This window comes from Amycolatopsis sp. NPDC114505 (genome assembly GCF_055633615.1).
Genome location: NZ_JBVKDV010000001.1, coordinates 1,010,286 through 1,031,692 on the forward strand (window position 1 = coordinate 1,010,286; position 21,407 = coordinate 1,031,692).

The following is a 21,407-nucleotide window of genomic DNA, read 5'->3' on the forward strand; positions in this document are numbered from 1 at the left end:
GTTCTTGACGTCGGTTCAAGCGGGGAAGAACACAAACCGGGCGAACCTCACACGGCTTGCACGTCCCGCCGCCGGACGGGGATCGCCAGGACGACCGCGAGCAGGATCGTGAACAGCGCGACCGACTGGTGTTTGACGCCTTCGATGCCGTCGCCGAGGGCCGCGGCGCCGAACTGCGTCACCGAGACGGCGAACAGGAACGCCAGCACGACACCCAGCGCGCCGCGACGCCACATCCAGGCTCTGACCAGCACGAACAGCCAGATCGGCACCAGCGCGAACAGGCCGAGCGGACTGATCAGGCCGGTCAGCCACGACACCACCGGCGCCCGGTACTCCTGCGCGTGCGGCGCGAAGCCCGCGTCCTGGTCGAAGCTGCCGAGGTAGTCCGGGCGGGCGGTGAGCTGGTCGGTCGCGGCCCGGTTCAGCACCTCCAGGGTGCGACTCGGGTGGCTCGCGAAGTACGCGATGACCTTCCCGCGCGTCAGCTGGTCGCGGTACCGCGGGTAGAGCGGGTCCATGGTCACCGGGTGCGGGTGCCACCAGCCGTTGCCCGCGTACTGCGCGAACGACGGCGGCAGCCCGAGGTCGGCCAGGTCGGCCTGGGTGTCGTGCTTGCCGTCGACGATGTTCAGGAAGACCGAGTTGACCACGTTGATCTCGCGCGAGTCGTCACCGGGGAACTCGCTGTACGTGCCGTCGGGCGCCAGGGCGGGCTCGACACTCTGCTGTGCGAAGAACGTCACCGCGCCGACAGCGCCGACGACCAGGACCGCCGCCGCCCACCGCTTCGGCCCGCGCAGCGTGCCCGGCCGGACGAGCAGGACCGCGAACGCGAGGATCGGCAGGATCGTCAGCGTCTGGACCTTGGCGTTGACCGCCAGCACGCCGCCGGCGAGCGTCACCGCCATGCCCACGTAGCTCCACCGGCCCTCGCGCGCGGTCAGCAGCAGGCCGCCGGCGATCAGCAGCAGGCCGAGGAATGCCGCGCCTTCGCCGAGCACCGCGGCGAAGTACCCGAAGAACGCCGAGTCGGCGACGACCAGCAGCAACCCGCCCGCCACGGCGAGGCGGGCGCGCCGCGAATACGGCAGGCCGAGCACGATCGCGGCGATCGCCGCCGCGGCGATGACGCTGCTCAGCAGGCCCAGCACGACCAGGCTGAGCGTCCCGGGCAGGCCGATCAGGCGGCCGATCCCGACGGCCAGCTCCGCGAGCCAGCTCTGCGTGAGCAGGTAGGTCGGCCGGCACTGCGGCACCCCGGACGCCGGGGTGTACGCGAGGTGGACGAACGCCTCCGGCAGGCCCTTCCAGGTGATCCCGGCGCCGCACAGCACGCGGCCGCCGTCGCCGTTGTTGGACATCGCGACCGGGCGCGGCACCAGGAACCGCAGCACGAACAGCGCGAACGACGTCCCGAAGACCCCGATCCCCAGCTTCGCTTCGGCGCCCAGCCGGCGCGTCGGGACCTCGAGCTTCACGAAGGACAGGGTACGTAGCGGAAGTCCGGGCCCTTGTCGAGGTCCGTGACCACCGACTTCGCCTGCTCCACGCGCGGGTACACCGAGACCCAGTAGGGCGTGCCGACGCGGCGGAACGTGGCGACCTCGTACTTGCCCGCGTAGACCGGGTCGATCGCGCAGTGCTGGCGGTCGGCGTAACCGCCGTCGGCGGGCACCGCGACGGTCGGGCGGCGGCCGTTGACGACGTAGTCGTAGTCGGTCGCGACCCCGCCGTCGTGGCGCCCCTCGCGGGCGATGTGGTCGTCGGTGCGGCCGTAGACGTCGACGATGAGCAGCTGGCCGCTGCGGGCCGCGAGCGCGCCCGGCGCGGTGGCGCTGACGACCGACCCCGCCGGCAGGTAGCGGCCCAGCCAGCCGCCGATCTCGCTCAGCTCGGTGCCGTGCGCGCGCCAGTCGCGCACGCGGTCGAGCATCTCGGGGCTGAACACCGAGACGAGGACCGCGATGCCGGCGAGCCCGCAGGCGGTCACCGGGACGAGCCGCGTCGCGGCGGGCCACGCCCTCGGCCGCGGCGACGGCTTCGCCTCGACGTCCACGGTGAGCACGCCGTACGCGCTGACGGCGGCCACGGCGATCAGCGGCGGAACCGGGGCCAGCAGCCGCCACGACGGCCCGGGGTCGCCACCGATCAGCACCGCGGCGGCGGCGACCGTGACGGCGATGGCGAACAGCAGCCAGATCAGGGCACGGGCTTCGACGGCTTCGGTGCGACGCAGCAGCAGCGCGACCGCGGCAACCAGGGCGAGCAGCAGGAAACCCTGGTGCGCCAGCGCGAACCCGGACAGGTACGGCCAGCCGGCGTCGACCTGCGAGCCGAGCGGCCCGCCGAGCTTCACGGCCAGCGGCGCGGGGACGTAGTGCTGGTAGAACGTCACGCGCCAGGCCAGCCGCGGGATCAGGAACACCAGCGCGCCCAGGACGTAGCCCACCGGGGCCCACCAGCTGTGCTTCTTCTTCAGCGCGGCGCCGATCAGCCAGAGACCGCCCAGCACGGCGACCACCAGCCCCTCCGGGCTGGTCATCACGGCGAACGCGACCAGCACCCCGGCGACCACCGGGCGGCGCGCCGCGAGCGAGTAGCAGACGGCGAGCAGGAGCAGCACGAACAGCGGGACCTCGGAGCCGGACGGCCCGTAGACGGCGAGGCCGCCGGCGCTCGCGGTGAGCACCGCGGCGGCCACGCCGATCGCCGGGCGCGGCTCGGCGTCGGCTCCCGCGACGATCCGGTTCACCAGGAGGTACGACACGAGCACGCACCCGAGCGCGGCGAGGACGCCGAACACGACGGCGGTGGTCTCCACGTCGGCGCCGAACGCGGCCCGCGGCAGGGCGATCAGCACCAGCCAGAGGAAGTTCGTGTACCCCTCGACACGTTCTCCGGGGTTGAAGACCGGGCCGTTCCCGTCGGCGATGTTCTGCGCGTAGCGGAACGACACGAGCGCGTCCTCGGTGACGGTCGCGAACAGCAGCTGGTGCAGCAGCGAAAGGCCGAGGGTGAGCGTGAGGACGAAGCCGCGCCAGCCCCGGTCGGTGTCGAGCCGTCCCCAGGTCAGGACCACGATCGCGGCGAGGACCAGCCACGCCACCACGACCGCGTAAACCACCCGGCCCCCTAGTGAAGATCGCTCCGCCCGGCGTCAGTCAAGCAGGGAAACGCACTGGTCAATATAACCCGTTCGGGTATCGCGAAGGGACGTTCGCGAATCGTCCCGATCGGACTCCTCACCCCGGAGCACCCGGCTGATCGTTGTCGGCTTAGTCTCCAGCGTGCTCTCCGTCTGCGTTGCCATTGTCGTCATCGCCGTCCCGGGCCTTCTCACGGGACTCGCTGTGGGATTGCGTGGCTGGGCCCTCGCCGGATTGGCCCCCTTGCTGAGCTACGCCATCGGCGGCCTGACCGGGCCGTGGACGGCGGCGGTGGGCTTGTCGTTCACGCCGCTGACCTACGCGATCTCGACCGTCGTGTTCGCCGCGATCGCCTACGGTGTCCGGAAACTGACGGTCCGGCGGTGGGCACCCGAGCCGGAACACGGGCTGTGGGACCGACGCGGGCACATCGCCGTCGGCGCGTGCCTGCTGTTCGGGGCGGCGGTGGGCTTCTACGCGACGCTCCGTGGCCTGGGCCACATCGGCGCGCTGCCGCAGGGCTTCGACGCGGTGTACCACGGGAACGCCGTCCGCTACATCGCCGACACCGGCGACGGCAGCCTGTTCGGCACGGGCCACGTGAACTGGTACGGCGACGCGGCGCCGGTGTTCTACCCCAACGCCTACCACCTGCTGGCGGCGGTGACGAACCGCCTGACCGGCGCGTCGATCCCGGCGACGCTGGACGCGAACACGCTGCTGCTGCCCGGTTTGCTGGCGTTGTCGCTGGTGACGTTGGTCCGCGAGTTCCGCGGTCGCGCGGTGCTGGCGGGCGCGGTCGCGCTGACGGCGGTGGCGCCGGTGATGGGCGTCTACGAGTCGATGGACCGCGGGCCGCTGCTGCCGTTCGCGCTGGGCGTGACGCTGACCCCGCTGGCGGCGGTGGCGTTGAAGCGGTACCTGGAGCGCGTCGCGCCGGACACGGGTTTCGTGCTGCTGCTGGCGGCGGTGGGCTTGCTGTGCATCCATTCGTCGACGTTGTTCGGCGGAATCCTGTTCGCCGGCCCGCTGCTGGTGCAGCGCTGGCTCACGGGCTGGCGCCGGATCGGCCGCGACCTGCTGGCGCTGCTGCCGATCGCGGTGGTGTCGCTCCTGGTGGCGTGGCTGCAGTTGTTCGGCGCGCTGGGCCTGGCCACCGGCGGCATCCCGTACTACGGCTGGCCGAGCGAGTGGCGCGCGTCGACGGCGCTGGGGGCGTTGCTGGGGTTCCAGCACATGGAGGCGCATCCGCAGGTGTGGCTGTCCGTGGCGCTGTTCCTCGGGATCGTGTTCTTCGCGAGGGCGGGGGCGTTGCGCTGGATCGGGTTGACGGCCGCGGTGACGGGCCTCGCGTACATGGCGGTGTCGTCGTCGAACGCTCCCCTGGTGATGGCCCTTTCGCGGCCGTGGTGGGACGACCCGTACCGGTTCTTCTCGATGGCGGCGATCCCGCTGTGCGTGCTGGCCGCGCACGGTCTGGCCTCGACTCAGGCATGGCTACGCGAGCGGCTGCCGGCTCGCGTGCCGGCGGTGGCGATCGCGGTGGTGGTGCTACTGGGTTTCGTGGCGCTTTCGAACGGCTTGTACTTCCGCTCGAACGGCGCCCGCGTGTACACGGGCTACCAGTCCGCGGACCCGTCCAAGCTGGTCGTGACGGCCGGCGAAGAGACGGCGATGGAGGAGCTCGGCAAGCTGGCGGCCCCGGGCGAGTGGGCGATGAACGACCGCTTCGACGGCACGGCGTGGACGTACGCGCTGTCCGGCGTCCGGACGGTGGCCGCCCACTACGACGAAACGACCCCGCCCGGGGACGCCACATTGCTGGCCGAGCGATTCCGCGATTACCAGACCGACCCGGCGGTGCGGGCGGCGGTTCAGCGGCTGAACATTCACTGGGTGATCTTGGGGAAGCCCTCGACGGTGCCGGGCAAGGCTTATCAGCCGGGGTTGATCGGGCTCGCTGGAGAGCCGTTCTTGAAGGAAGCCTGGCGCGATTCGGACGCGGTGATTTATCGCTTGCTGCCGTAGTGGGGTGACTCACCGGCGCGGTTCACCACGAGGGCGATCCCAAGTTGTCCACATGTGCGTAACGCCTGTGGACAACTTGGGTACAGCCGGTGGACAACCTGGTCAGCCGGCTGAGCGAGCCGCTCAGGCGACGGGGGTGACCGCCGGGCGGGTGGAGCGGGCCGCCACCGCGGCCAGGCCCGCCGTCAGCAGGTCGGCCACCGTGAACATCACCCGGGACGCCACCGCGAACGCCGTCGCCTGGCCGACCGTCAGGCCGCTGGCCGTCAGGACCGCCACCTGGGCGACCTCGCGGACGCCCACGCCGCTCGGGAGGATGAACGCGAACGTCCCCACCGTCATCGCGACTGCCATCGCGCCGACGCACAGGACGAAACCGCTGAAACCGGGCGTACCGACCGAGTTCGCCAGGAGCCACAGGTGGATTCCCTGCAGGCACCACGCCACCGTCGAGGCGCCGAAGACCTTGGTGACCACCCGCCAGCTCAGGGGGTGGGCCAGCGGGGGCCGCCGGAGGAGCTTGAGCACCAGGGACGTGCCCCACGTCAGGATCTTCGGGTGCAGCATCGCCAGGCCGACCGGGATCAGCACGAACAGCCACAGCGCGCGGGGGCTGTGGCTGAACACCGCCGGCGCCGCCAGGAGCGACACCACCAGCGCCGACACCACGCCCACGCCCAGCTGGATCAGCGAGCCCGTGAAGATCCTCGCGCGGGCCAGGCCCGCCTTGCGGCCCAGCTCCATCTGCAGCAGGTACGCCCAGACCGACCCCGGCACGTACTTGCCGAGCGAGCCGACCAGGCAGATCTGCGCTCCCCTGGCGTAGCCGATCGGCTTGCCGAGGTCGTCGACCATGACCTGCCAGCCCCAGGTCGACACCATGATCGCCGCGATCAGGGCGACGAGGCTGAGCAGCGAAGACTGCCACGCGACGTCGTGCAGGGTGTGCCAGAACTCACCCCAGTTCGAGGCCAGCTGCTTGGCCGCGAAGCCGATGACCAGCAGGATCGCGACCCATCTGGCGACATCGAGGATCTTCGCCTTGGTGGACTTCCGCTGCTTTCCCGCAGCCGGGAGTTCCTCGGGCGTCTCAACTGTCGTCATCGACGGTCTCCTCCGGCCTGCACCGTGACGAGGCGGCTGAATTCGGTGAGGAGATCGTAGCCGTCCCACACGGCGGAGAACGTCAGGGCCGAGCCGAACGGCACGATCCGGTCGACGCCGCGGCCCGCGAGCTCGTGCGCGAACGCCGTCAGTTCCTCGACGGTGAAGCCGTATTGGCTGACCGTCTGGTCTTTGCGCAGGACGATCGGTACCAGATCAGACAAAGTGGACACTTGCGCGTTCGCGAACGTGCCGGCGCCGAGCCATTCCCGCGGCAGCACCGCCGGGTCCGCCAGCTCCAAGGTGGCCAGTCCGTTGCCGTCGAACGCGATCTCCTTGACCAGCCCGTCGACCGCCGCGCCGTACGCCGAGACGCGCTTTTGGACCGCCATCGCCGGCTCGGTGACGTGCTGCTTCGCCGCCAAGACCGCCGCGAGCAGCGTGCGGAACTCCCGGCCCGCGGCCTGGGCGCCCGCGGCGTCACCGACCCAGAACACCGCGCGCGGTGACGAGCAGGCGGCCTGGTCGAACCAGTACGAGTCGTTGTAGAAGCCTTCGGCGGCCGCGCGACGCTCCTCGGCGGACGCCCGCTGCCAGCCCGCCACCGACGCGACGGCGAACGACGAGCGGTCCGGGAACGTCAGGTCACGCGCGTGCGGCGCCAGCGGGTACTGGCGCAGCGCCGCGACCGAAGTGTCGCCGCCCCAGATGACGCGCAGGTCGGCGGCCAGCGACAGGGCGCCGCTCACCTCGTCGCTGCGGTCGTACGTCACCATGCGCTGGGTCGCCGTGATCGCGGCCGCGGTGTCAGCGTCCACTTCGGACAGTGCCGCGTTCAGCGCGTCCAGCACCGCCTCGGCGGCACCGGCCGAGCGCGACGACACCCGCACGACGTTGTGGTTGCCCGCCAGCGCCGACAGTGCCCACGAGTAGACGAAGATCGTGTCGACGTTCGCCGGCGGCACGTGGAACACCAGCCCGCGCGGGAACCGCAGCGCGTCACCCGAAGTGTCCAGGGTGGATAGCGCCCGGGCGATCTCGCCCTTGCGCAGGAAGAACCCGAGAGATGCCAGTTCGGGGAACCGGCGCGCGGTGGCCGGGGCCAGCAGCTTGCGGGCGAACTTCGTGATGAACTCGACGATCCGCGGGTCGCCGACGCGCAGCCGGCCACCCGGGGGCGACGCGCGCAGCTCGTCGACCAGGTCGCTCACGGAAACCGCGGGCGCCGCGGGAAAACGCTGGGTCAGAGTGGTCACGCCGCCGCTCCCGAGAACGTGTCCGAGCAGCCGCGGGCCTCGGCCTTCGGCAGCCGGCCGAGGACGGAGAAGTGCTTGCCCGGCCAGTCACCGTCGTCGATGCCGTTGTAGACACCGAGATCCTCGGTGAGCAGCACGTGGCCCGGGTAGGACCGCGGCAGCGTCGAGACGACCTCGATCACGCCCGGCTCCCCGACCGGCTGCTCTTCCCACGTCTCCGGGTTCCGGATCACGACGTCGGCGAAGTCCGGGCAGTAGAGCGAGTTTCCGGACTGTCCTTCGAGGAACACCGTGCCGATCTGCTCGATCATCCCGTAGTAGTTGTGGATCCGGGTGAGCCCGGTGTCCTCCTTGAAGCGCCGCCGGAACTCGGTGTTGTCCACCGCGCGGTCGATCAGCTTCTTCCAGCCACCGGAGTGGACGAGGATGCCGTTCGACAGGTCGAGGCGGTGCTCCCGGGCGACCTCGTAGAGGTACTGCCAGACCATGAACGTGAAGCCGAAGATCAGGAACGGCTTGCCGCCGTACTCGGCCAGGAACTTCTTGACCGCCTCGACGTCCGGCTTGTCGTTCTCGTCGAGCACGTAGGTGTGCTTGCGGCCGAAGTTCGCCATGCCCAGCACGCCCGCGCCGCGCGCGGAGAACGAGCGGCGGTTCTTGATGATGCCGATGGTGTCGACCATCAGCATCGGCAGCCGCTCGCCGCCGAGGACCTCCTGCAGCGTCGCGCCCAGCTGCTTGGTCTGCGCGCCCGCCGCCTCCTTGTCGAGGTAGATCCGCGACGCGCCGGCGCCGGTGGTGCCGGACGACGTGAGGGTCTTGAACACCTCGCTGTCCGGCACGGACTTCAGGTCGTGCGTCTTGAACATCCGCACGGGCAGCCACGGCAGGTCCGCGATCGTGGCGAAGGTCGAGGACGGCGCGATCCCCAGCGAAGCCAGGATCCGCTCGTAGCCCTCGGAGTTCGCCCGGTGGTGTGCCGTCAGCGCGGCGAGCTCGGGCAGCAGCAAGGCTTCCCGGTCGGCCTGCGACCGAGTGAACACACTCATACCTTGGCCTCCAGTGACCGGTAGTCGATCTTGCCGCTGGCCAGCAGCGGCACGGTGTCGATCGGGCGGACGTCGAACCCGCTGGCGTGCAGGTGCAGCCGCTCGGACAGCGCCCGCGACGCGTCCTTGCAGATGTCCTTGTCGACGCCCTCGGCGAACAGCACCACCTTGTCGCCGGCGGGCACCGCCGCCACCACGTCGATCCCGACCGCCGCCGTGCGCACGGCTTGTTCGAGGTCGTCGAGGCTGATGCGGTTGCCGAACACCTTGCCGATGCGCTTGAGCCGCCCGGTGATGAACAGGTACCCCTCTTGGTCGAGGTACCCGAGGTCACCGGTGGCGAGCACGCCGCCGCATTCGTCGCCCTTGGCCAGGCCGGACTCGTCGTCCGCGTAACCCAGCATCACATTGGGCCCACGGTAGACGACCTCACCGACGATTTTGGGGTGCGTGGTCTCCGACCCGTCGTCGCGACGGACCGAGAACGCCCCGCCCGGCAGCGCCGGCCCGGCGGAACCGAGCTTTTCGGCCAGTCTTTCGGCGGGCACCGTGGTCATCCGCGGCGCGGCCTCGGTCTGGCCGTACATGACGTACATCCGGCCGCCGACGGCCAGCATCTTGTCGTTGAACTCGGCGATCAGGTCGTCGCGCAGCCGCCCGCCGGCCTGCGTCAGCGTGCGCAGCGTCGGGTACTTCGCGGGGTCGAACTTGAGCCGCCGCAGCATTTCGTAGTGGTACGGGACGCCTGAGAGGGACGTCACGCCGTACTTGGTCACCGCGTCCCAAAAACCACGGCCGAGCACGCCGGACGGCTCGATCACGACGGTCGCGTCGCGCACCAGGTGCGAGTTCAGCACCGAGAGCCCGTAGCTGTAGTGCAGCGGCAGGCAGGTCGGCGCGACCTCGTCGGCGTCGATGCGCAGCACCTGCGCGATGGCGTCGGCGTTGGCCAGGATCGCCTGCCGCGAGAGCCGGACGAGCTTGGGGTTGCCGGTCGACCCGCTGGTCGGGAGCAGCACGGCCAGGTCGGGGTGCGGCCGGACCCCCTCGGCGGAGTCGCGGACCCAGTCCGCGCCCCGCACCGAGTACCCGTCGGGCGCGTCACCCGAGGCCGCCAGCACGGCCGCCGGGCGGAAGCGCGAGACCAGCCCGGCCAGCACGTCGACGTCCAGCGCCGGATCGATCAGCGCGATCGCCCGGCCGGACTCGAACGCGCCCAGGTAGGTCAGCACGCTCGGCAGGTCGGCAGACATCCTCGCGAACACGACGCCGACCGGCAGCGCGGCCAGCTCCTCCATCCGCTTGCCGACCTCGGCCGACAGTTCCGCCCCCGCCAGCGAGCGGCCCCCGGCCACGTCCACCAGCCGAGCTCCCGCACCCAGCAAAGTCACAGCACCAAGCCTCCGTCGACGCCCAGCACCTGCCCGGTGATGAAGGACGCCTCATCACTCACCAGGAACCGGATCGCGTTCGCCACGTCTTCCGCCCGGCCCAGGCGCCCGAGCGGCGTCTTGCCGGTGTTCTCCGCCTTCGCGTCCTCGCTCAGGCCGGCGGTCAAGTCGGTCTCGATCACGCCCGGCGCGACCGCGTTCACGCGGATGCCCGACCGGCCGAGCTCCTTCGCCGCCGAACGCGCGATGTTCGCCACCGCGGCCTTCGACGCCGCGTACACCGTCTGACCGGCGCTCCCGTACTCGCCGACGATCGAGGCGAGCACCACGATCGCGCCGGTCTTCTTGCGCATCATCGCCCGGGCCGCGGCCTGGACGGTGTGCAGCGTGCCGGCGACGTTGGTGCTCAGCGTCGTGTCGACGAGCTCCTCGCGGATCATCCCGAGGAGCGCGTCCTCCATGATCCCGGCGTTGGCCACGACGATGTCGAGCTTGCCGTGCTCCTTCGCGACGCCCCTGACCAGCGAAGACACCGCCTTCGCGTCGGTGACGTCGAGGGCGAGCCCCGCGGCCGCGCCGACCGCCGAAGCGGCTTCCTTGGCGCGGGCTTCGTCGCGGCCGGTGAGGACCACCGTCGCGCCCGCCTCGGCGAGCGCGCGCACGGTGGCCAGGCCGATCCCCCGCGTCCCCCCGGTGACGAGCGCGACGCGACCGGACAGATCAGTCATTCTTCGCCTGCAGCTCGGTCACCATGTCCACGGCGACCTTGAAGCTCGACATGTCGATCACCTGGTCGGTGTCGAACTCGACGTCGAACTCGTCCTCGATGGCCGCGACCAGCGCCATGTGGCCGACGGAGTCCCACGCCTCGAGGTCGCGGTACTTCAGGTTCTCGACGTCCACGCCGCTGTCGAGGTCCAGTGCCTCGATGAAGACCTCGCGCAGCTTGGGGGCAACCGACATGCTCTTGACTCCTAGTGCTCGTCGCGCGGGCGGGCGTCCCACGCCTTGACCAAGGTAGAGAGGTCGCCGGGCAGGGTGGCGTCCGGGAGACCTTCCTTGCCCTTCAACCACGGTCCCAGTACCTCGATGGTCGCCTCGTCGACGCCGCGGCGGGACAGGCCGATGACGTTGAGGCCGGTGACGCGGGCCGGGTTGCCGACGGCGATGGTGAACGCGCCGATCTCGCGCCGCACCGCCGAGCCCATCCCGACCATCGCGCCCGGCCCGACCACGACCTTCTGGTGCAGGATCGCACCCATGCCGAGGTTGGCGCCGTCCCAGATGTGGCAGTGGCCACCCGTGACGGCGTTGGAGGCGATCGTCACACCGTCGCCGACCAGGCAGTCGTGCGCGATGTGGGAGCCGCGCAGGAAGTAGCCGTCGCTGCCGATCGTCGTCGTCCGCCAGGTCCCTTGGTGGACACTCACGTACTCGCGGATCCGGTTGCGGCTGCCGATGAGGACGCCGTGGCCGTCGTGATCCGCGTCACCGGCCGGGGCTTCGTCCCAGGCCGCGGGGTGGGGACGGCCGCGGTCCTCGCCGGGTGTGCCGATCGTCACGTGCGGGCCGATCCAGTTGCCGTCGCCGATCCGGGCCGGTCCGACGACCACCGCGAACGGCCCGATCACGTTGTCGTCGCCGAGTTCGACGCCTTCACCGAGGACGGCGGTCGGGTGGATGCGGTTGACCACGGGCGGGTATCCGTTCGTCGGCGGCTGGGTGCTCGGTGCGCGGACACGCCCGGTAGCGTGTGGCCCGCGTTCACGCAGGGCAGCCGGGCGCAGAATCGGCGGCTCATGGTACCGGACGCACCGAAATCGCCTGCCGGGAGAGACTGCCCATGATCCCCATCACCGTGGTCGACGTCCGCGACGCGGAGGACCTCGTCGTCGAGGTGCTGCGCTCCGGGGCCATCGCACAGGGCCCGATGGTCAAACGCTTCGAAGACGCGTTCGCCACCGTCTCCGGGACCAAGCACGCGGTCGCCGTCAACAACGGGACGACCGCGCTGGTCGCGGCGCTGCAGGTCCTCGACCTGCAGCCGGGCGACGAGGTCATCACCTCGCCGTTCACCTTCGTCGCGACGCTCAACGCGATCCTCGAAGCCGGCGCGACCGTCCGGTTCGCCGACATCCGGCGCGACGACTTCGCGATCGACTCCGACGCCGTGACGAAGGCCGTGACCGACCGCACGAAGGTGCTCATGCCGGTGCACCTCTACGGCCAGACCGCGGACATGGGCAAGCTCGGCCCGCTGGCCGCCGAGCACGGCCTGCAGGTCATCGAAGACTCGGCACAGGCCGTCGGCGCGACGTTCGAGGGCAAGCCGGCCGGCTCGTTCGGCATCGGCTGCTTCTCGCTGTACGCGACGAAGAACATCACGACCGCCGAGGGCGGCGTCATCACGACGGACGACGACGTGCTGGCCGACCGGCTCCGCGTGCTGCGCAACCAGGGCATGCGCGCCCGGTACCAGTACGAGATGGCCGGCCACAACTACCGGATGACCGACCTGCACGCCGCCGTCGGCATCCCGCAGCTCGCGAAGCTGGACCAGCTGACCGCGGCCCGCCAGGCGAACGCGAAGCGGCTGTCCGAAGGCCTCGCCGGCACGCCGGGCCTCGACATCCCGCAGGTGCTGCCCGGGCGCGACCACGTCTGGCACCAGTACACCGTGCTGGTCGGGCCGCACGCGATGCTCTCGCGCGACGAGTTCACCCAGGCGCTCACCGAACGCGGCATCGGGAACGGCATCTACTACCCGAAGGTCGTCTTCGACTACGCCTGCTACCAGGGGCACCCGCTGATCCCCGACGCCCGCGTCGAGGACTTCCCGGTGGCCGCCGCCGTCGCGAACCAAGCCGTCTCGCTGCCGGTGCACCCGCACCTGACCGAGTCCGAACTGGACACCATCATCGAAACCGTTCGCGAGGTACTGGGCGCATGACGCATCGGATCGCACTTGTCGGGACCGGGAACATGGGATCGCTGCACGCCCGCGTGCTGGCCGGCAACGACCGCGTGTCGCTCGTCCGCGTGATCGATCCGCGCGAGGAGGCGGGCAAGGCCGTCGCCGAGCGGTACGAAACGCGGTGGACGCCGGAAATCGGCTCACTGTCCGATGTGGACGCCGTCGTGCTGGCGTCGGCCACCGAGGCGCACTACGAGCTGGCGCAGGAGATCCTCGGCCAGGGCAAGCCGATGCTGGTGGAAAAGCCGGTGTGCAACAGCTACGAGCTCTCCCAGGAGATCGTCGCGCTGTCGGCGTCGAAGGACGTCCCGCTGATGTGCGGGCTGCTGGAGCGCTACAACCCGGCCGTCATGACCGCGCGGGCGCTGGTGAACGAGCCGGTGCACCTGATGGCGCGCCGCCACGGCCCGTACGCGCCGCGCATCAAGACCGGTGTCGCGTGGGACCTCCTGGTGCACGACGTCGACCTGGCGATCCAGTTCTTCGGCGGTGCGACGCCGTCGCGGGTCACCTCCGGTGCGGGCTACTTCCACCCGTCGTCGGTCGACGGCGCCGAGGACACGATCGAGACGGTGCTGTCGTTCCCGACCGGCCTGGCCACGGTCTCGGCCTCGCGGCTGGGCCAGAAGAAGGTCCGGTCGCTGGTCGTGTCGGAGCTGGACCGGCTGATCGAGATCGACCTGCTGCGCCGCGACGTCACGATCTACCGGCACGTCTCGCACGACTCCGTCACCCCGGACGGCCTCGGCTACCGGCAGCAGACGGTGATCGAGATCCCCGAGCTGATCACGGCGCGCGAACCGCTGGCCTCGCAGCTGGACCAGTTCTGCGACCTGCTGGAGGGCAAGGTCGACGCCGCCACCGAGCGCGAGCTGATCCTGCCGTCGCACCACGTCGTCGAGCAGGTCCTGACGCAGGCCGCGGCCTAGCTGACCGGCACCGGGAACGCGGCCGGGCTCCGGCGCCCGCCGGAGCCCACCGCGCGGACGGCGAAGAAGACGTTGTCCTTGGACAGGTCGATCTTCGCCGTCAACGCCGGGCCGACGTCGATCGCGTGCGTCCAGTCCGGCGCCGTCGTCTCGCGCCAGAGGACCTCGTAGCCGACCGCGCCCGGCGTCGCGTCCCACAGCAGCTCGGAGTCGTTCGTCAGGGCCGCCGTGCGGATCTTGACGCCCTTCGGCGTGCCCGGCGCCATCGCGAGCGACCACAGCGCGGCGCCGTTGGCCCGCGCGACCCTGGCGATGAACGGGAAGTCGCAGAACTCCGGCAGATCGCCGTACTGGACGCCGTTCTCCACGCGGACGTCCTGGTGCTGGTGCGCGAAGTCCTCGGCGGGCTCGGTGAACCGCGCCGCCGGGTAGCCCTGTTCCAGGAAGCCGATGTGGTCGCCGCCGCGCAGGTAGCGGTCACGGCGGTAGATCACGCGGACCGTCATCCCGGTCGCATCGTTCTCCGCCACGGACTTCACGAACCGGGCCAGCTGCCGCGGCGGTGAGTCGTTCTCGCCGCCGATGCTGCGCCGCAGGTTCGCCTCGGCCGGCGTCTCCGCGGTCGGGACGCCCTCGGCGAACAGGCGGATGGTCGTCGGGTCGCGCGTGCCGTCGTCGGCCCGGCTGGAGCCGACGATGTCGTCGGTGAACATCGCCTGGACGTCGGTGCCGGCGGCCTTGAACTGCTGCGCCAGGTGCCGCGCGCCGTAAAGGCCCTGCTCCTCGCCCGCGACGGCGGCGAAGACGATCGTCGCGGCCGGCTGCCGGGTCGAGAGGACCCGCGCCAGCTCCAGCGCGACCGCGACGCCCGAAGCGTCGTCGTCCGCTCCCGGCGCGTCTCCGGTGAAGTCCATGACGTCGGTGCGGCGTGAGTCGTAGTGACCCGAAACGACGTACACGCGGCCGGGTTCGGTCGACCCGTGCAGCGTCGCGACGACGTTCGTGATCGTCGTCGGCACCGGGATCCGGTCGGCCGGCGGCTGGACGTACGACTGCAGCTCGACGGTCATCCGCCCGCCGGAAGCGGCCGCGACCTGCTGGTACTGCGCGAACAGCCAGTCGCGCGCGGCGCCGATGCCGCGCACCGGGTCGGCTTGGGCGGACAGCGTGTGCCGGGTGCTGAACGCGGCCAGCCGCCGCACGGTCGCCTCGATCCGGCGCTCGTCGACCTGCCGGAGCAGGGCCCGCAGGTCCGGGCCGGGCCGCTGGGGGCCGACGGGAACGCCGGGGCCGCGGTCCCCGAGTTCGGTGGCGCCGGCGGGGACTCCGACCGCGGAAGCGGCTCCCAGCACGGCCGAAGCGGTGAGGAACACTCGTCGAGAGGTCACGGAACCGGTCTTACGCCCGCACGGGGACGCCGTGTACCGCCGACCGGACGCGCGGCTACTTGGTGAGCCGCTTGCCGTTCCCGTCGTAGGCGATCAGCGGGGTCAGCGACGCGGAGTCCGGCACGAGGACCGGGTCGAACCAGAAGAAGACCACGTTCGGGTCCTGGGTCCACTTGGCCAGGGTGGCCTCGATGGTCTTGCCGTGGACGGTCGTCGTGATCCTCGTCGCCGGGCCGGCGAAGTAGCCGAAGACCGGGATGAGCTGGTCTTGCAGGACCTCGCCGCCGTCGGTGGCGTGGAAGCCGAACGACCGGTCGGAGCCGCGGACCTCGTTCGTGGCCAGCGCGGCCTGCACCGAGGTGCCCGAGCGGAAGCCGGCGACGAGGCCGAAGTGGATGTCCGGCAGCAGCTGCGGTTCGTCGACCTCCCGCGCGAAGAAGACGATCTCGCCGGCCTTCGTCAGGATCCCGGTGCCGACGACGTCGCCGAGCGGCGGCCGTTCGGGCGTCGAGGTGGTCGGCGCGGGTGCGGGTGCGGACGACGTCGGCGGGGCCGGCGGCTGCGCGACCGGCGCCGGAGCGGGCTGCCGCAGCTGGACGGCGAACACGACCACCAGCACGACGGCGGCCGCGGACGCGATGCCCGCGGTGGTCGTCAGCACGCGGCGGCGACGCCGGATGCGCGTGCCGTCGGCCACGATCCGGGCCAGGTCGGGTTCGGCGAAAGGCTCGTCGGGGGGCTGCCGGAGGGCGGCGCGGAAGTCGTCGAGGTCGTTCATCGCCCGCTCCCTCCGATCAGCGTGTCCTCGCCCGTGCCGGCCTCGACGCGCAGCTTGGCCAGCGCCCGGGAGTTCGTGCTCTTCACGGTACCCAGCGAAACGCCGAGCTCACGGGCCACGTCGGCTTCGGGCAGGTCGAAGAAGTGGCGGAGCACGACGACGGCGCGTTCGCGGGCGGTCAGCGTCCGGAGCACCGCGGTGAGCCACGCGCGCTGGGTGACGGCCTGGTCGACGTCGAGCCGGTCCTGCTGGTCGGGCATCGCCTCGGTGGCGTACTCGCGGATCGGGCGCCGCCAGCCGTCGATGACGTGGTTCATCAGGACGGTGCGGGCGTAGCCGTAGGCGTCCTTGTGCCGGACCCGCGACCAAGCCGCGTACGTGCGCGTGAAGGCGGTCTGCGCGGCATCCTCCGCTTGGTGGCGGTCGCCGGTCAGCAGGTAGGCGGCGTGGGTGAGCCGGGCCGAGGACGCACGCACGAAGTCCGCGAACTCGTCGTCGCCGCGCGCCATCCGTCACCTCGTTCCGTCCCTCCCAGCGACGGCCGGGCCGCGGAAAGGTTGCTCTCAACCTTTCCGAGCGTACGCCCGTCGTTACCCCGGACGATCTTGTCGCCGAGGGAGGAACCGCATGAGGAAACGCCTCGTCATCGCCGGAACCGTCGTCGCCGCGTGCGGCGCGCTGGCCGTGTCCGGCGTGCTGACCAGTGCGAACGCCGCGCCTGCCGCACCCGTTGCGCCGGCCGCGCCGGTCGCGCTCGCCGCCGCGCCGGTTTCGCCGCCGCCGACCCGCGTGGCCGCGCCCGGGCACGAGGTGCTGGGCGAGCTGATCCCGTCGGGCATCGGCGACCTGGTCTTCTACGGCGTCAAGGTGCAGGAACCGCGGCTCCCGCAGACGACGTTCGGCATCATGGCCGGCACGAGCGCCGACGGCGACCTGGTCATCGCGAACGAGTCGTCGGGGTCCGACAAGGCGACCGGCTTCCACGCCGTGACCGGGGGCATCACCGTCGACGGCCACGAAGTGCCGAGCTTCGGTTACTACGTCGGCCCGGCCGCGAAGATCACGAGCTCGGCGGGCGTCGCGCACCAGGCCCGCTGGAGCGCGGACCCGAACGTCGTCGTGTTCTGGTTCGACCTCGGCACGCCCGACCCGGCGCGGCTGAAGGCCTACGACGCGGCCGGCAACAAGCTCCCCGCGGGCAACACGGACGTCGGCCACGGCTGAAACGTTGTGTAACCGATACCTTGCCCTCGGTCACCCCGGACTAGATTGTCGGACGCGCGCTCACGTGCGAAGGCTTCCGCCCGCACCCGTGCTGACCTGTGGGTACGAGCGGTTCCCCGACGGCGGCGCCGGCTTCACGGCCGGTGCCGCCGTCATCCATCTTCACTCCGAGAAGTCGCCCGAAGGCGCGCCCCAGCCGGGGGCCTGACCGCGTTCCTCCGCGATCTCGCGGCGGCGCGCGTTCTCCGTCCGGACCCGGTCCACTTCGGACTGGATGTACTCGTCGTCGTACCGCTGGAACACCCGGGCCGGGTTGCCTGCCACCAGCGTCCGCGGGGGAACGTCCTTCGCCACCACCGAGTTCGGCTGCACCGTGGCGAAGTCGCCGATCGTCACGCCCGCCATGATCACCACCAGGCCGCCGATGAAGCAGCCCTTGCCGATCTTGACCGGCTTGCGCTCGATCAGGTCGCTGCCCGAATGGTTCTGCAGCGTCATGTTCGCGAGCCAGCTCGAGTGCGTGAAGATCAGCGTGTTCAGCCCGATGCTGGTGTGCTCGCCGATCTCCAGCCCGCCGCTCGCGTCGAGCGCCGCGCCCTCGCCGACCCAGCAGTGGTCGCCCATCTTGAGGTTCTCGGGGCTGATGATCTTCACGCGTTCGCGCACCCGGCACGTCTCGGGCAGCCCGTAGAACTGCGCCCGTTCGGCGTCGTTCATGTACTGCGAGACGAGCTCGGTCAGGATCTGCGGGCGCAGCCGGTGGCTGCGCTCGTCATCGAAGAACATCCGCTTCCGACACCATTTTCTCGAACGTGCGAAGGTGTTCCTCGGCGACGACGTCGAGGCCGAAGTTCGACCGGACCATCTCGCTCTCGCGCTGCCCGATCAGCGCCCGCTTCTCCGGGTCGTCGAGCAGCTCGATGACCGTCGAGGCGACGGCTTCGGAGTCGTCTGGACGCACCAGCAGCACGTTCTCGCCGTTGCGCAGCTCGATGCCGGGGTAGTTGTCCTCGGTCGCCGACGCGATCGTCGCCGTGCCGGACAGCATCGCCTCCAGCGACGCCGTGCCGCAGCCGCCGTTGAGATCGTGCGTCACGATGTCCGCCGCCGCGAAGTACGCCGGGACGTCCGCCTTCGGCACCGCGCCCGTGACCACCAGTGCTTCCGAGACGCCCAGTTCGGCGGCACGCTTCAGGAACGCGTCGTGGTAGACGCGGCCGACGACGACCACCCGGACACCGGGGTGCTTGTCCAGGATGGACGGCAGGGCCTCGATCAGCGGCAGCCGGTTGCGCAGCGGGATGACGTGCCCGAGCGAGACGATCAGCGGTGCGTCACCGATCTCGTGCTCCGCGCGGACGTCCTTCGTCACCGGCTTCGCGAAGTGGCCGGTGTCGACCGCGATCGGGAAGTACTCCGAGTTCGCGTCGCTGGTGCCGTAGCGCTCGACGCAGTAGTCGACGCCGAGCTTGTCGAGGATGACGTAGCGCGGCCGGATGTAGCGCAGGATCGGCCGCACCAGCAGGGCGTCGAGCATCCGGAACACGCCGCCGTACAGCTTGTTGTCGCTGATCAGCAGGGTGTGGATGGTGAGCAGCACCGGGATGTGGTGCCGCCGCGCGTAGATCCCGGCCAGCCACGACAAGTCGAAGAACTGGCCGTGCAGGTGGACCGCGTCCGGCTTGAACTCGTCGAGCAGCTTCCACAGCCGCCGCCAGTTGCCCGGCCGCAGCGACGCGAAGCTCATGTCGAAGTCGATCGACAGGCCGATCTGCGGCATCTTCACCGCCGGGAGGCGCACGACGCGGTAGCCGTCGCGCTCCTCCTCGGCCGGGGCGTCGGCGTAGGCGGCCGTGATGGCCAGGACTTCGTGCCCGGCCTCCACGAACTGCGCCGCCAGCGACGCCGACATGTGCGCGCTCCCGCCGACTCGCGGCGGGAAGAAGTTGTTGACCACCGCGATGCGCATCGCACGTCCTCGGGCTGGGCCCGCGGTGGTGCTCACTCGGAGTCCTTGACCAGCTGCCGCATTCCGTCTTCGACAGTGATCCGCGGCTCCCAGCCGAGCACCTCGCGGGCGCGGGTGATGTCGGCGGCGCGCCGCGACACGAGCACCTCACGCTCGTTGAACAGCGGCTCGACGTCGACGCCGACGGCCTCGATGAGGATCTTCGCCAGCGCGGCGATCGACGTGTCGATGCCGGTGCCGATGTTGATCGGCAGGTTGGCCTGCTCCGACTCCAGCGCGGCGACGACGGCCCGCGCCAGGTCGCTGACGTGCACGAAGTCCATCGACTGGTCGCCGCGGCCGTCGATGACCGGCGGCTGGCCGGCGCGCAGGCGCTGGATGAAGTGGTTGATCACCGAGGTGTAGTAGGCCTCGATCTTCTGGCCGGGGCCGTACACGTTGAAGAACCGCAGCGCGTTCCAGGACAGGCCCTTCTGGCGCTCGTAGAAGCCCAGCAGGTCCTCGCCGGCACGCTTCGAGATGCAGTACGGCGTGAGCGGGCGGAGCTCGTCGTCCTCGCGCATCGGCAGGCGCTTCGGCTCGCCGTAGACCGACGCGGTCGAGGCGAACACCAGGCGCTCGACGCCTTCGTCGGCCGCCGCGGCGAACACGTTGTGGTTGCCGATCATGTTGATGTCGATCGACTCGTGCGGGTCGGCGATCGACTTGTTGATCGACACCGTCGCGAAGTGGATGACGTGCGTGCAGCCGCGCATGGCCTCGCGCACCGCGCCGCCGTAGCGGACGTCCTTCTCGACGAGCTCGACCTTGCCGGTGGCGACGAACTCGTTGACACGAGCGCGGTCGCCGCGGGTCATGTTGTCGAAGATCCGCACCGTGTAGCCGCCCTCGATGAGCAGCGGGATGACGTGCGCGGCGATGAACCCACCCGCCCCAGTGAAGAGCACCTTCTTGTCGGACACCGAATTCTCCTAGGTAGTGCGGGCTTCAGGACAGGGACTGCACGGCTTGGCGCACGACCTCGCCGACGCGGGTGACCTCGGCGTCGGTGAGGTTGGCGTGCATGGGGATCGCGAGCTGACGCGCGAACGCGTCGGCCGAGACCGGCAGCGGGGCCTGGGGCCCGTAGATCGGCTGCAGGTGCGAGGCGTAGGTGCCGAAGTTGCACTGGACGCCCGTCTCGCGGATGCGCAGCGCCAGGGTGTCGCGGCTGACCTCGGGCGCGACCGTGAGCAGGTAGGCCTGCCACGGGTGCTCGCGATCGGACAGTTCCACCGGGACGGTCAGCGCGTCGATGTCCGCGAAGGCTTCGTGGTACCGCTTCGCCACCGAACGGCGGGCGGCGAGCAGGTCCGGCAGCCGGTCGAGCTGGACGTTCATGATCGCGGCCTGGACGTCCGACATGCGGAAGTTGTAGCCGAGCTCGTGGAACTCCGGGATCGGCAGCGTGTTCGAGCCTTCGCGGCTGATCGCCGGCTCGATGCCGTAGGTGTGCAGCTTGCGGGCGTGCGCGATGAGGTCCTCGCGGTCGGAGACCAGCGCGCCGCCTTCGCCCGCGGTGATGCCCTTGCGGCCGTGGAAGGAGAACGCGGCGAGGTCGGCGAGACTGCCGGCCGGGCGCGTCTTGTACGTCGCGCCCGCGGCGCACGCGGCGTCCTCGAACAGCCAGAGGCCGTGCTTGTCGGCGATCGCGCGGTACTCGTCGAAGTCGCCCGGCTGGCCCGCGACGTCGACGACGAGGATGCCGACGGTCTTCGGGGTGATCAGGGACTCGATGTGGGCCGGGTCGGCGCTGAAGACGTCCGGGCGGATGTCGGCGAACACCGGGGTCGCGCCGGCCTGCACGACGGCGTGGCCGGTGGCCGGGAACGTGTAGTCCCCGACGATGACCTCGTCACCCGGCTGGACGCCCAGGACCTTCAGTCCCAGGAAGAGCGCGGACCCGCAGTTCGCGGTCGTCAGCGCGTGCGCGGTGCCGGTGACCTGCGCGAACCGTTCCTCGAAGCGGCGGCACGCCGGTCCCGCACCGGCCAGCCAGCCGGATCGGAAGACCTCGGCCACGGCGGCTAGCTCTTCTTCGCCCACGGTCGGCTGACCTAGGGCAATGCTGTCGGTCGACATACCTCTCCCATTGCGTGGGGACCTGGCGAAGTGTATATACGCTCACT

The 21,407-nt window shown here is 70.7% G+C and carries 20 protein-coding genes; 4 read left to right on the forward strand and 16 right to left on the reverse strand.

Annotated elements, in window-relative coordinates; all coding sequences use genetic code 11:
• Nucleotides 1-47: 47 nt before the first annotated feature.
• Both wsfD and ACZ7OU_RS05195 read right to left on the reverse strand, forming a co-directional pair.
• Nucleotides 48-1,481: a glycan biosynthesis hexose transferase WsfD gene (wsfD, locus tag ACZ7OU_RS05190; RefSeq protein WP_470254302.1), complete on the reverse strand. Its 1,434-nt coding sequence runs from the start codon at nucleotides 1,479-1,481 to the stop codon at nucleotides 48-50.
• Nucleotides 1,478-3,127, reverse strand: coding sequence for an ArnT family glycosyltransferase (locus tag ACZ7OU_RS05195; RefSeq protein ID WP_470239918.1), 1,650 nt, complete (start codon nucleotides 3,125-3,127; stop codon nucleotides 1,478-1,480). Before ACZ7OU_RS05195 ends, wsfD begins: the two co-directional genes overlap by 4 nt.
• 163 nt (nucleotides 3,128-3,290) lie before the next feature.
• On the opposite strand from ACZ7OU_RS05195, the gene ACZ7OU_RS05200 reads away from it, so the two are divergent.
• Nucleotides 3,291-5,177 carry a DUF6541 family protein gene (locus tag ACZ7OU_RS05200; protein WP_470254303.1) on the forward strand — a complete coding sequence of 629 codons (1,887 nt, stop codon included), beginning with the start codon at nucleotides 3,291-3,293 and terminating at the stop codon, nucleotides 5,175-5,177.
• Between the two features lie 123 nt (nucleotides 5,178-5,300).
• Here ACZ7OU_RS05200 and ACZ7OU_RS05205 read toward each other — a convergent pair whose 3' ends face one another.
• From ACZ7OU_RS05205 to ACZ7OU_RS05235, 7 genes are read right to left on the reverse strand one after another with little or no spacing between them, the layout of a single operon-like run.
• Nucleotides 5,301-6,281 carry a lysylphosphatidylglycerol synthase transmembrane domain-containing protein gene (locus tag ACZ7OU_RS05205; RefSeq protein ID WP_470239920.1) on the reverse strand — a complete coding sequence of 327 codons (981 nt, stop codon included), beginning with the start codon at nucleotides 6,279-6,281 and terminating at the stop codon, nucleotides 5,301-5,303.
• On the reverse strand, nucleotides 6,278-7,537 hold the full coding sequence (locus ACZ7OU_RS05210; RefSeq protein ID WP_470254304.1) for an acyl-CoA reductase: 1,260 nt from the start codon (nucleotides 7,535-7,537) through the stop codon (nucleotides 6,278-6,280). The genes ACZ7OU_RS05205 and ACZ7OU_RS05210 overlap by 4 nt, the downstream gene beginning before the upstream one ends.
• Nucleotides 7,534-8,586, reverse strand: coding sequence for a LuxE/PaaK family acyltransferase (locus ACZ7OU_RS05215; RefSeq protein ID WP_470254305.1), 1,053 nt, complete (start codon nucleotides 8,584-8,586; stop codon nucleotides 7,534-7,536). The genes ACZ7OU_RS05210 and ACZ7OU_RS05215 overlap by 4 nt, the downstream gene beginning before the upstream one ends.
• Complete coding sequence (locus ACZ7OU_RS05220) at nucleotides 8,583-9,977, reverse strand: AMP-binding protein (RefSeq protein ID WP_470254306.1); 1,395 nt, start codon at nucleotides 9,975-9,977, stop codon at nucleotides 8,583-8,585. Before ACZ7OU_RS05220 ends, ACZ7OU_RS05215 begins: the two co-directional genes overlap by 4 nt.
• A complete protein-coding gene (locus ACZ7OU_RS05225; RefSeq protein ID WP_470239924.1) occupies nucleotides 9,974-10,705 on the reverse strand; it encodes an SDR family NAD(P)-dependent oxidoreductase in 732 nt (243 codons plus the stop codon). Before ACZ7OU_RS05225 ends, ACZ7OU_RS05220 begins: the two co-directional genes overlap by 4 nt.
• Nucleotides 10,698-10,940 (reverse strand): acyl carrier protein, encoded by a 243-nt coding sequence (locus tag ACZ7OU_RS05230; RefSeq protein ID WP_470239925.1) that lies wholly within the window; start codon nucleotides 10,938-10,940, stop codon nucleotides 10,698-10,700. Before ACZ7OU_RS05230 ends, ACZ7OU_RS05225 begins: the two co-directional genes overlap by 8 nt.
• A gap of 11 nt (nucleotides 10,941-10,951) precedes the next feature.
• Nucleotides 10,952-11,671: a UDP-N-acetylglucosamine acyltransferase gene (locus tag ACZ7OU_RS05235; RefSeq protein WP_470254307.1), complete on the reverse strand. Its 720-nt coding sequence runs from the start codon at nucleotides 11,669-11,671 to the stop codon at nucleotides 10,952-10,954.
• Between the two features lie 149 nt (nucleotides 11,672-11,820).
• On the opposite strand from ACZ7OU_RS05235, the gene ACZ7OU_RS05240 reads away from it, so the two are divergent.
• The gene (locus tag ACZ7OU_RS05240; RefSeq protein WP_470254308.1) at nucleotides 11,821-12,927 is read left to right on the forward strand and encodes a DegT/DnrJ/EryC1/StrS family aminotransferase; all 1,107 of its coding nucleotides are present in this window, start codon (nucleotides 11,821-11,823) and stop codon (nucleotides 12,925-12,927) included.
• Nucleotides 12,924-13,880 carry a Gfo/Idh/MocA family protein gene (locus tag ACZ7OU_RS05245; RefSeq protein WP_470239928.1) on the forward strand — a complete coding sequence of 319 codons (957 nt, stop codon included), beginning with the start codon at nucleotides 12,924-12,926 and terminating at the stop codon, nucleotides 13,878-13,880. Before ACZ7OU_RS05240 ends, ACZ7OU_RS05245 begins: the two co-directional genes overlap by 4 nt.
• Here ACZ7OU_RS05245 and ACZ7OU_RS05250 read toward each other — a convergent pair.
• The 3 genes from ACZ7OU_RS05250 to ACZ7OU_RS05260 are packed head-to-tail and all read right to left on the reverse strand — an operon-like array spanning nucleotide 13,877 to nucleotide 16,555.
• Entirely contained in the window at nucleotides 13,877-15,268 is a 1,392-nt protein-coding gene (locus ACZ7OU_RS05250) for a M20/M25/M40 family metallo-hydrolase (RefSeq protein WP_470254309.1), read from the reverse strand. The two genes, ACZ7OU_RS05245 and ACZ7OU_RS05250, sit on opposite strands and share 4 nt — an antisense overlap.
• A gap of 55 nt (nucleotides 15,269-15,323) precedes the next feature.
• Complete coding sequence (locus ACZ7OU_RS05255; RefSeq protein ID WP_470239930.1) at nucleotides 15,324-16,046, reverse strand: hypothetical protein; 723 nt, start codon at nucleotides 16,044-16,046, stop codon at nucleotides 15,324-15,326.
• Nucleotides 16,043-16,555 (reverse strand): SigE family RNA polymerase sigma factor, encoded by a 513-nt coding sequence (locus ACZ7OU_RS05260; protein ID WP_470239931.1) that lies wholly within the window; start codon nucleotides 16,553-16,555, stop codon nucleotides 16,043-16,045. The genes ACZ7OU_RS05255 and ACZ7OU_RS05260 overlap by 4 nt, the downstream gene beginning before the upstream one ends.
• A gap of 118 nt (nucleotides 16,556-16,673) precedes the next feature.
• On the opposite strand from ACZ7OU_RS05260, the gene ACZ7OU_RS05265 reads away from it, so the two are divergent.
• Nucleotides 16,674-17,270 carry a hypothetical protein gene (locus tag ACZ7OU_RS05265; protein WP_470254310.1) on the forward strand — a complete coding sequence of 199 codons (597 nt, stop codon included), beginning with the start codon at nucleotides 16,674-16,676 and terminating at the stop codon, nucleotides 17,268-17,270.
• A gap of 162 nt (nucleotides 17,271-17,432) precedes the next feature.
• Here ACZ7OU_RS05265 and ACZ7OU_RS05270 read toward each other — a convergent pair whose 3' ends face one another.
• The 4 genes from ACZ7OU_RS05270 to ACZ7OU_RS05285 are packed head-to-tail and all read right to left on the reverse strand — an operon-like array spanning nucleotide 17,433 to nucleotide 21,360.
• Nucleotides 17,433-18,056: an acyltransferase gene (locus ACZ7OU_RS05270; protein ID WP_470254311.1), complete on the reverse strand. Its 624-nt coding sequence runs from the start codon at nucleotides 18,054-18,056 to the stop codon at nucleotides 17,433-17,435.
• Nucleotides 18,043-19,239 carry a glycosyltransferase family 4 protein gene (locus ACZ7OU_RS05275; RefSeq protein WP_470239934.1) on the reverse strand — a complete coding sequence of 399 codons (1,197 nt, stop codon included), beginning with the start codon at nucleotides 19,237-19,239 and terminating at the stop codon, nucleotides 18,043-18,045. Before ACZ7OU_RS05275 ends, ACZ7OU_RS05270 begins: the two co-directional genes overlap by 14 nt.
• 32 nt (nucleotides 19,240-19,271) lie before the next feature.
• Nucleotides 19,272-20,201, reverse strand: coding sequence for an NAD-dependent epimerase/dehydratase family protein (locus ACZ7OU_RS05280; protein ID WP_470239935.1), 930 nt, complete (start codon nucleotides 20,199-20,201; stop codon nucleotides 19,272-19,274).
• 25 nt (nucleotides 20,202-20,226) lie between these two features.
• Entirely contained in the window at nucleotides 20,227-21,360 is a 1,134-nt protein-coding gene (locus tag ACZ7OU_RS05285) for a DegT/DnrJ/EryC1/StrS family aminotransferase (RefSeq protein WP_470239936.1), read from the reverse strand.
• Between the last annotated feature and the right edge of the window lie 47 nt (nucleotides 21,361-21,407).

What these genes read in the sequence shown, in the direction of transcription:
- ACZ7OU_RS05265 (WP_470254310.1), top strand. Translation starts at nt 16,674, where the DNA reads ATGAGGAAACGCCTCGTCATCGCCGGAACCGTCGTCGCCGCGTGCGGC.
- ACZ7OU_RS05285 (WP_470239936.1), bottom strand. Translation starts at nt 21,360, where the DNA reads ATGTCGACCGACAGCATTGCCCTAGGTCAGCCGACCGTGGGCGAAGAA.
- ACZ7OU_RS05225 (WP_470239924.1), bottom strand. Translation starts at nt 10,705, where the DNA reads ATGACTGATCTGTCCGGTCGCGTCGCGCTCGTCACCGGGGGGACGCGG.
- ACZ7OU_RS05255 (WP_470239930.1), bottom strand. Translation starts at nt 16,046, where the DNA reads ATGAACGACCTCGACGACTTCCGCGCCGCCCTCCGGCAGCCCCCCGAC.
- ACZ7OU_RS05260 (WP_470239931.1), bottom strand. Translation starts at nt 16,555, where the DNA reads ATGGCGCGCGGCGACGACGAGTTCGCGGACTTCGTGCGTGCGTCCTCG.
- ACZ7OU_RS05245 (WP_470239928.1), top strand. Translation starts at nt 12,924, where the DNA reads ATGACGCATCGGATCGCACTTGTCGGGACCGGGAACATGGGATCGCTG.
- ACZ7OU_RS05270 (WP_470254311.1), bottom strand. Translation starts at nt 18,056, where the DNA reads ATGTTCTTCGATGACGAGCGCAGCCACCGGCTGCGCCCGCAGATCCTG.
- ACZ7OU_RS05230 (WP_470239925.1), bottom strand. Translation starts at nt 10,940, where the DNA reads ATGTCGGTTGCCCCCAAGCTGCGCGAGGTCTTCATCGAGGCACTGGAC.
- ACZ7OU_RS05205 (WP_470239920.1), bottom strand. Translation starts at nt 6,281, where the DNA reads ATGACGACAGTTGAGACGCCCGAGGAACTCCCGGCTGCGGGAAAGCAG.
- ACZ7OU_RS05275 (WP_470239934.1), bottom strand. Translation starts at nt 19,239, where the DNA reads ATGCGCATCGCGGTGGTCAACAACTTCTTCCCGCCGCGAGTCGGCGGG.
- ACZ7OU_RS05240 (WP_470254308.1), top strand. Translation starts at nt 11,821, where the DNA reads ATGATCCCCATCACCGTGGTCGACGTCCGCGACGCGGAGGACCTCGTC.
- ACZ7OU_RS05215 (WP_470254305.1), bottom strand. Translation starts at nt 8,586, where the DNA reads ATGAGTGTGTTCACTCGGTCGCAGGCCGACCGGGAAGCCTTGCTGCTG.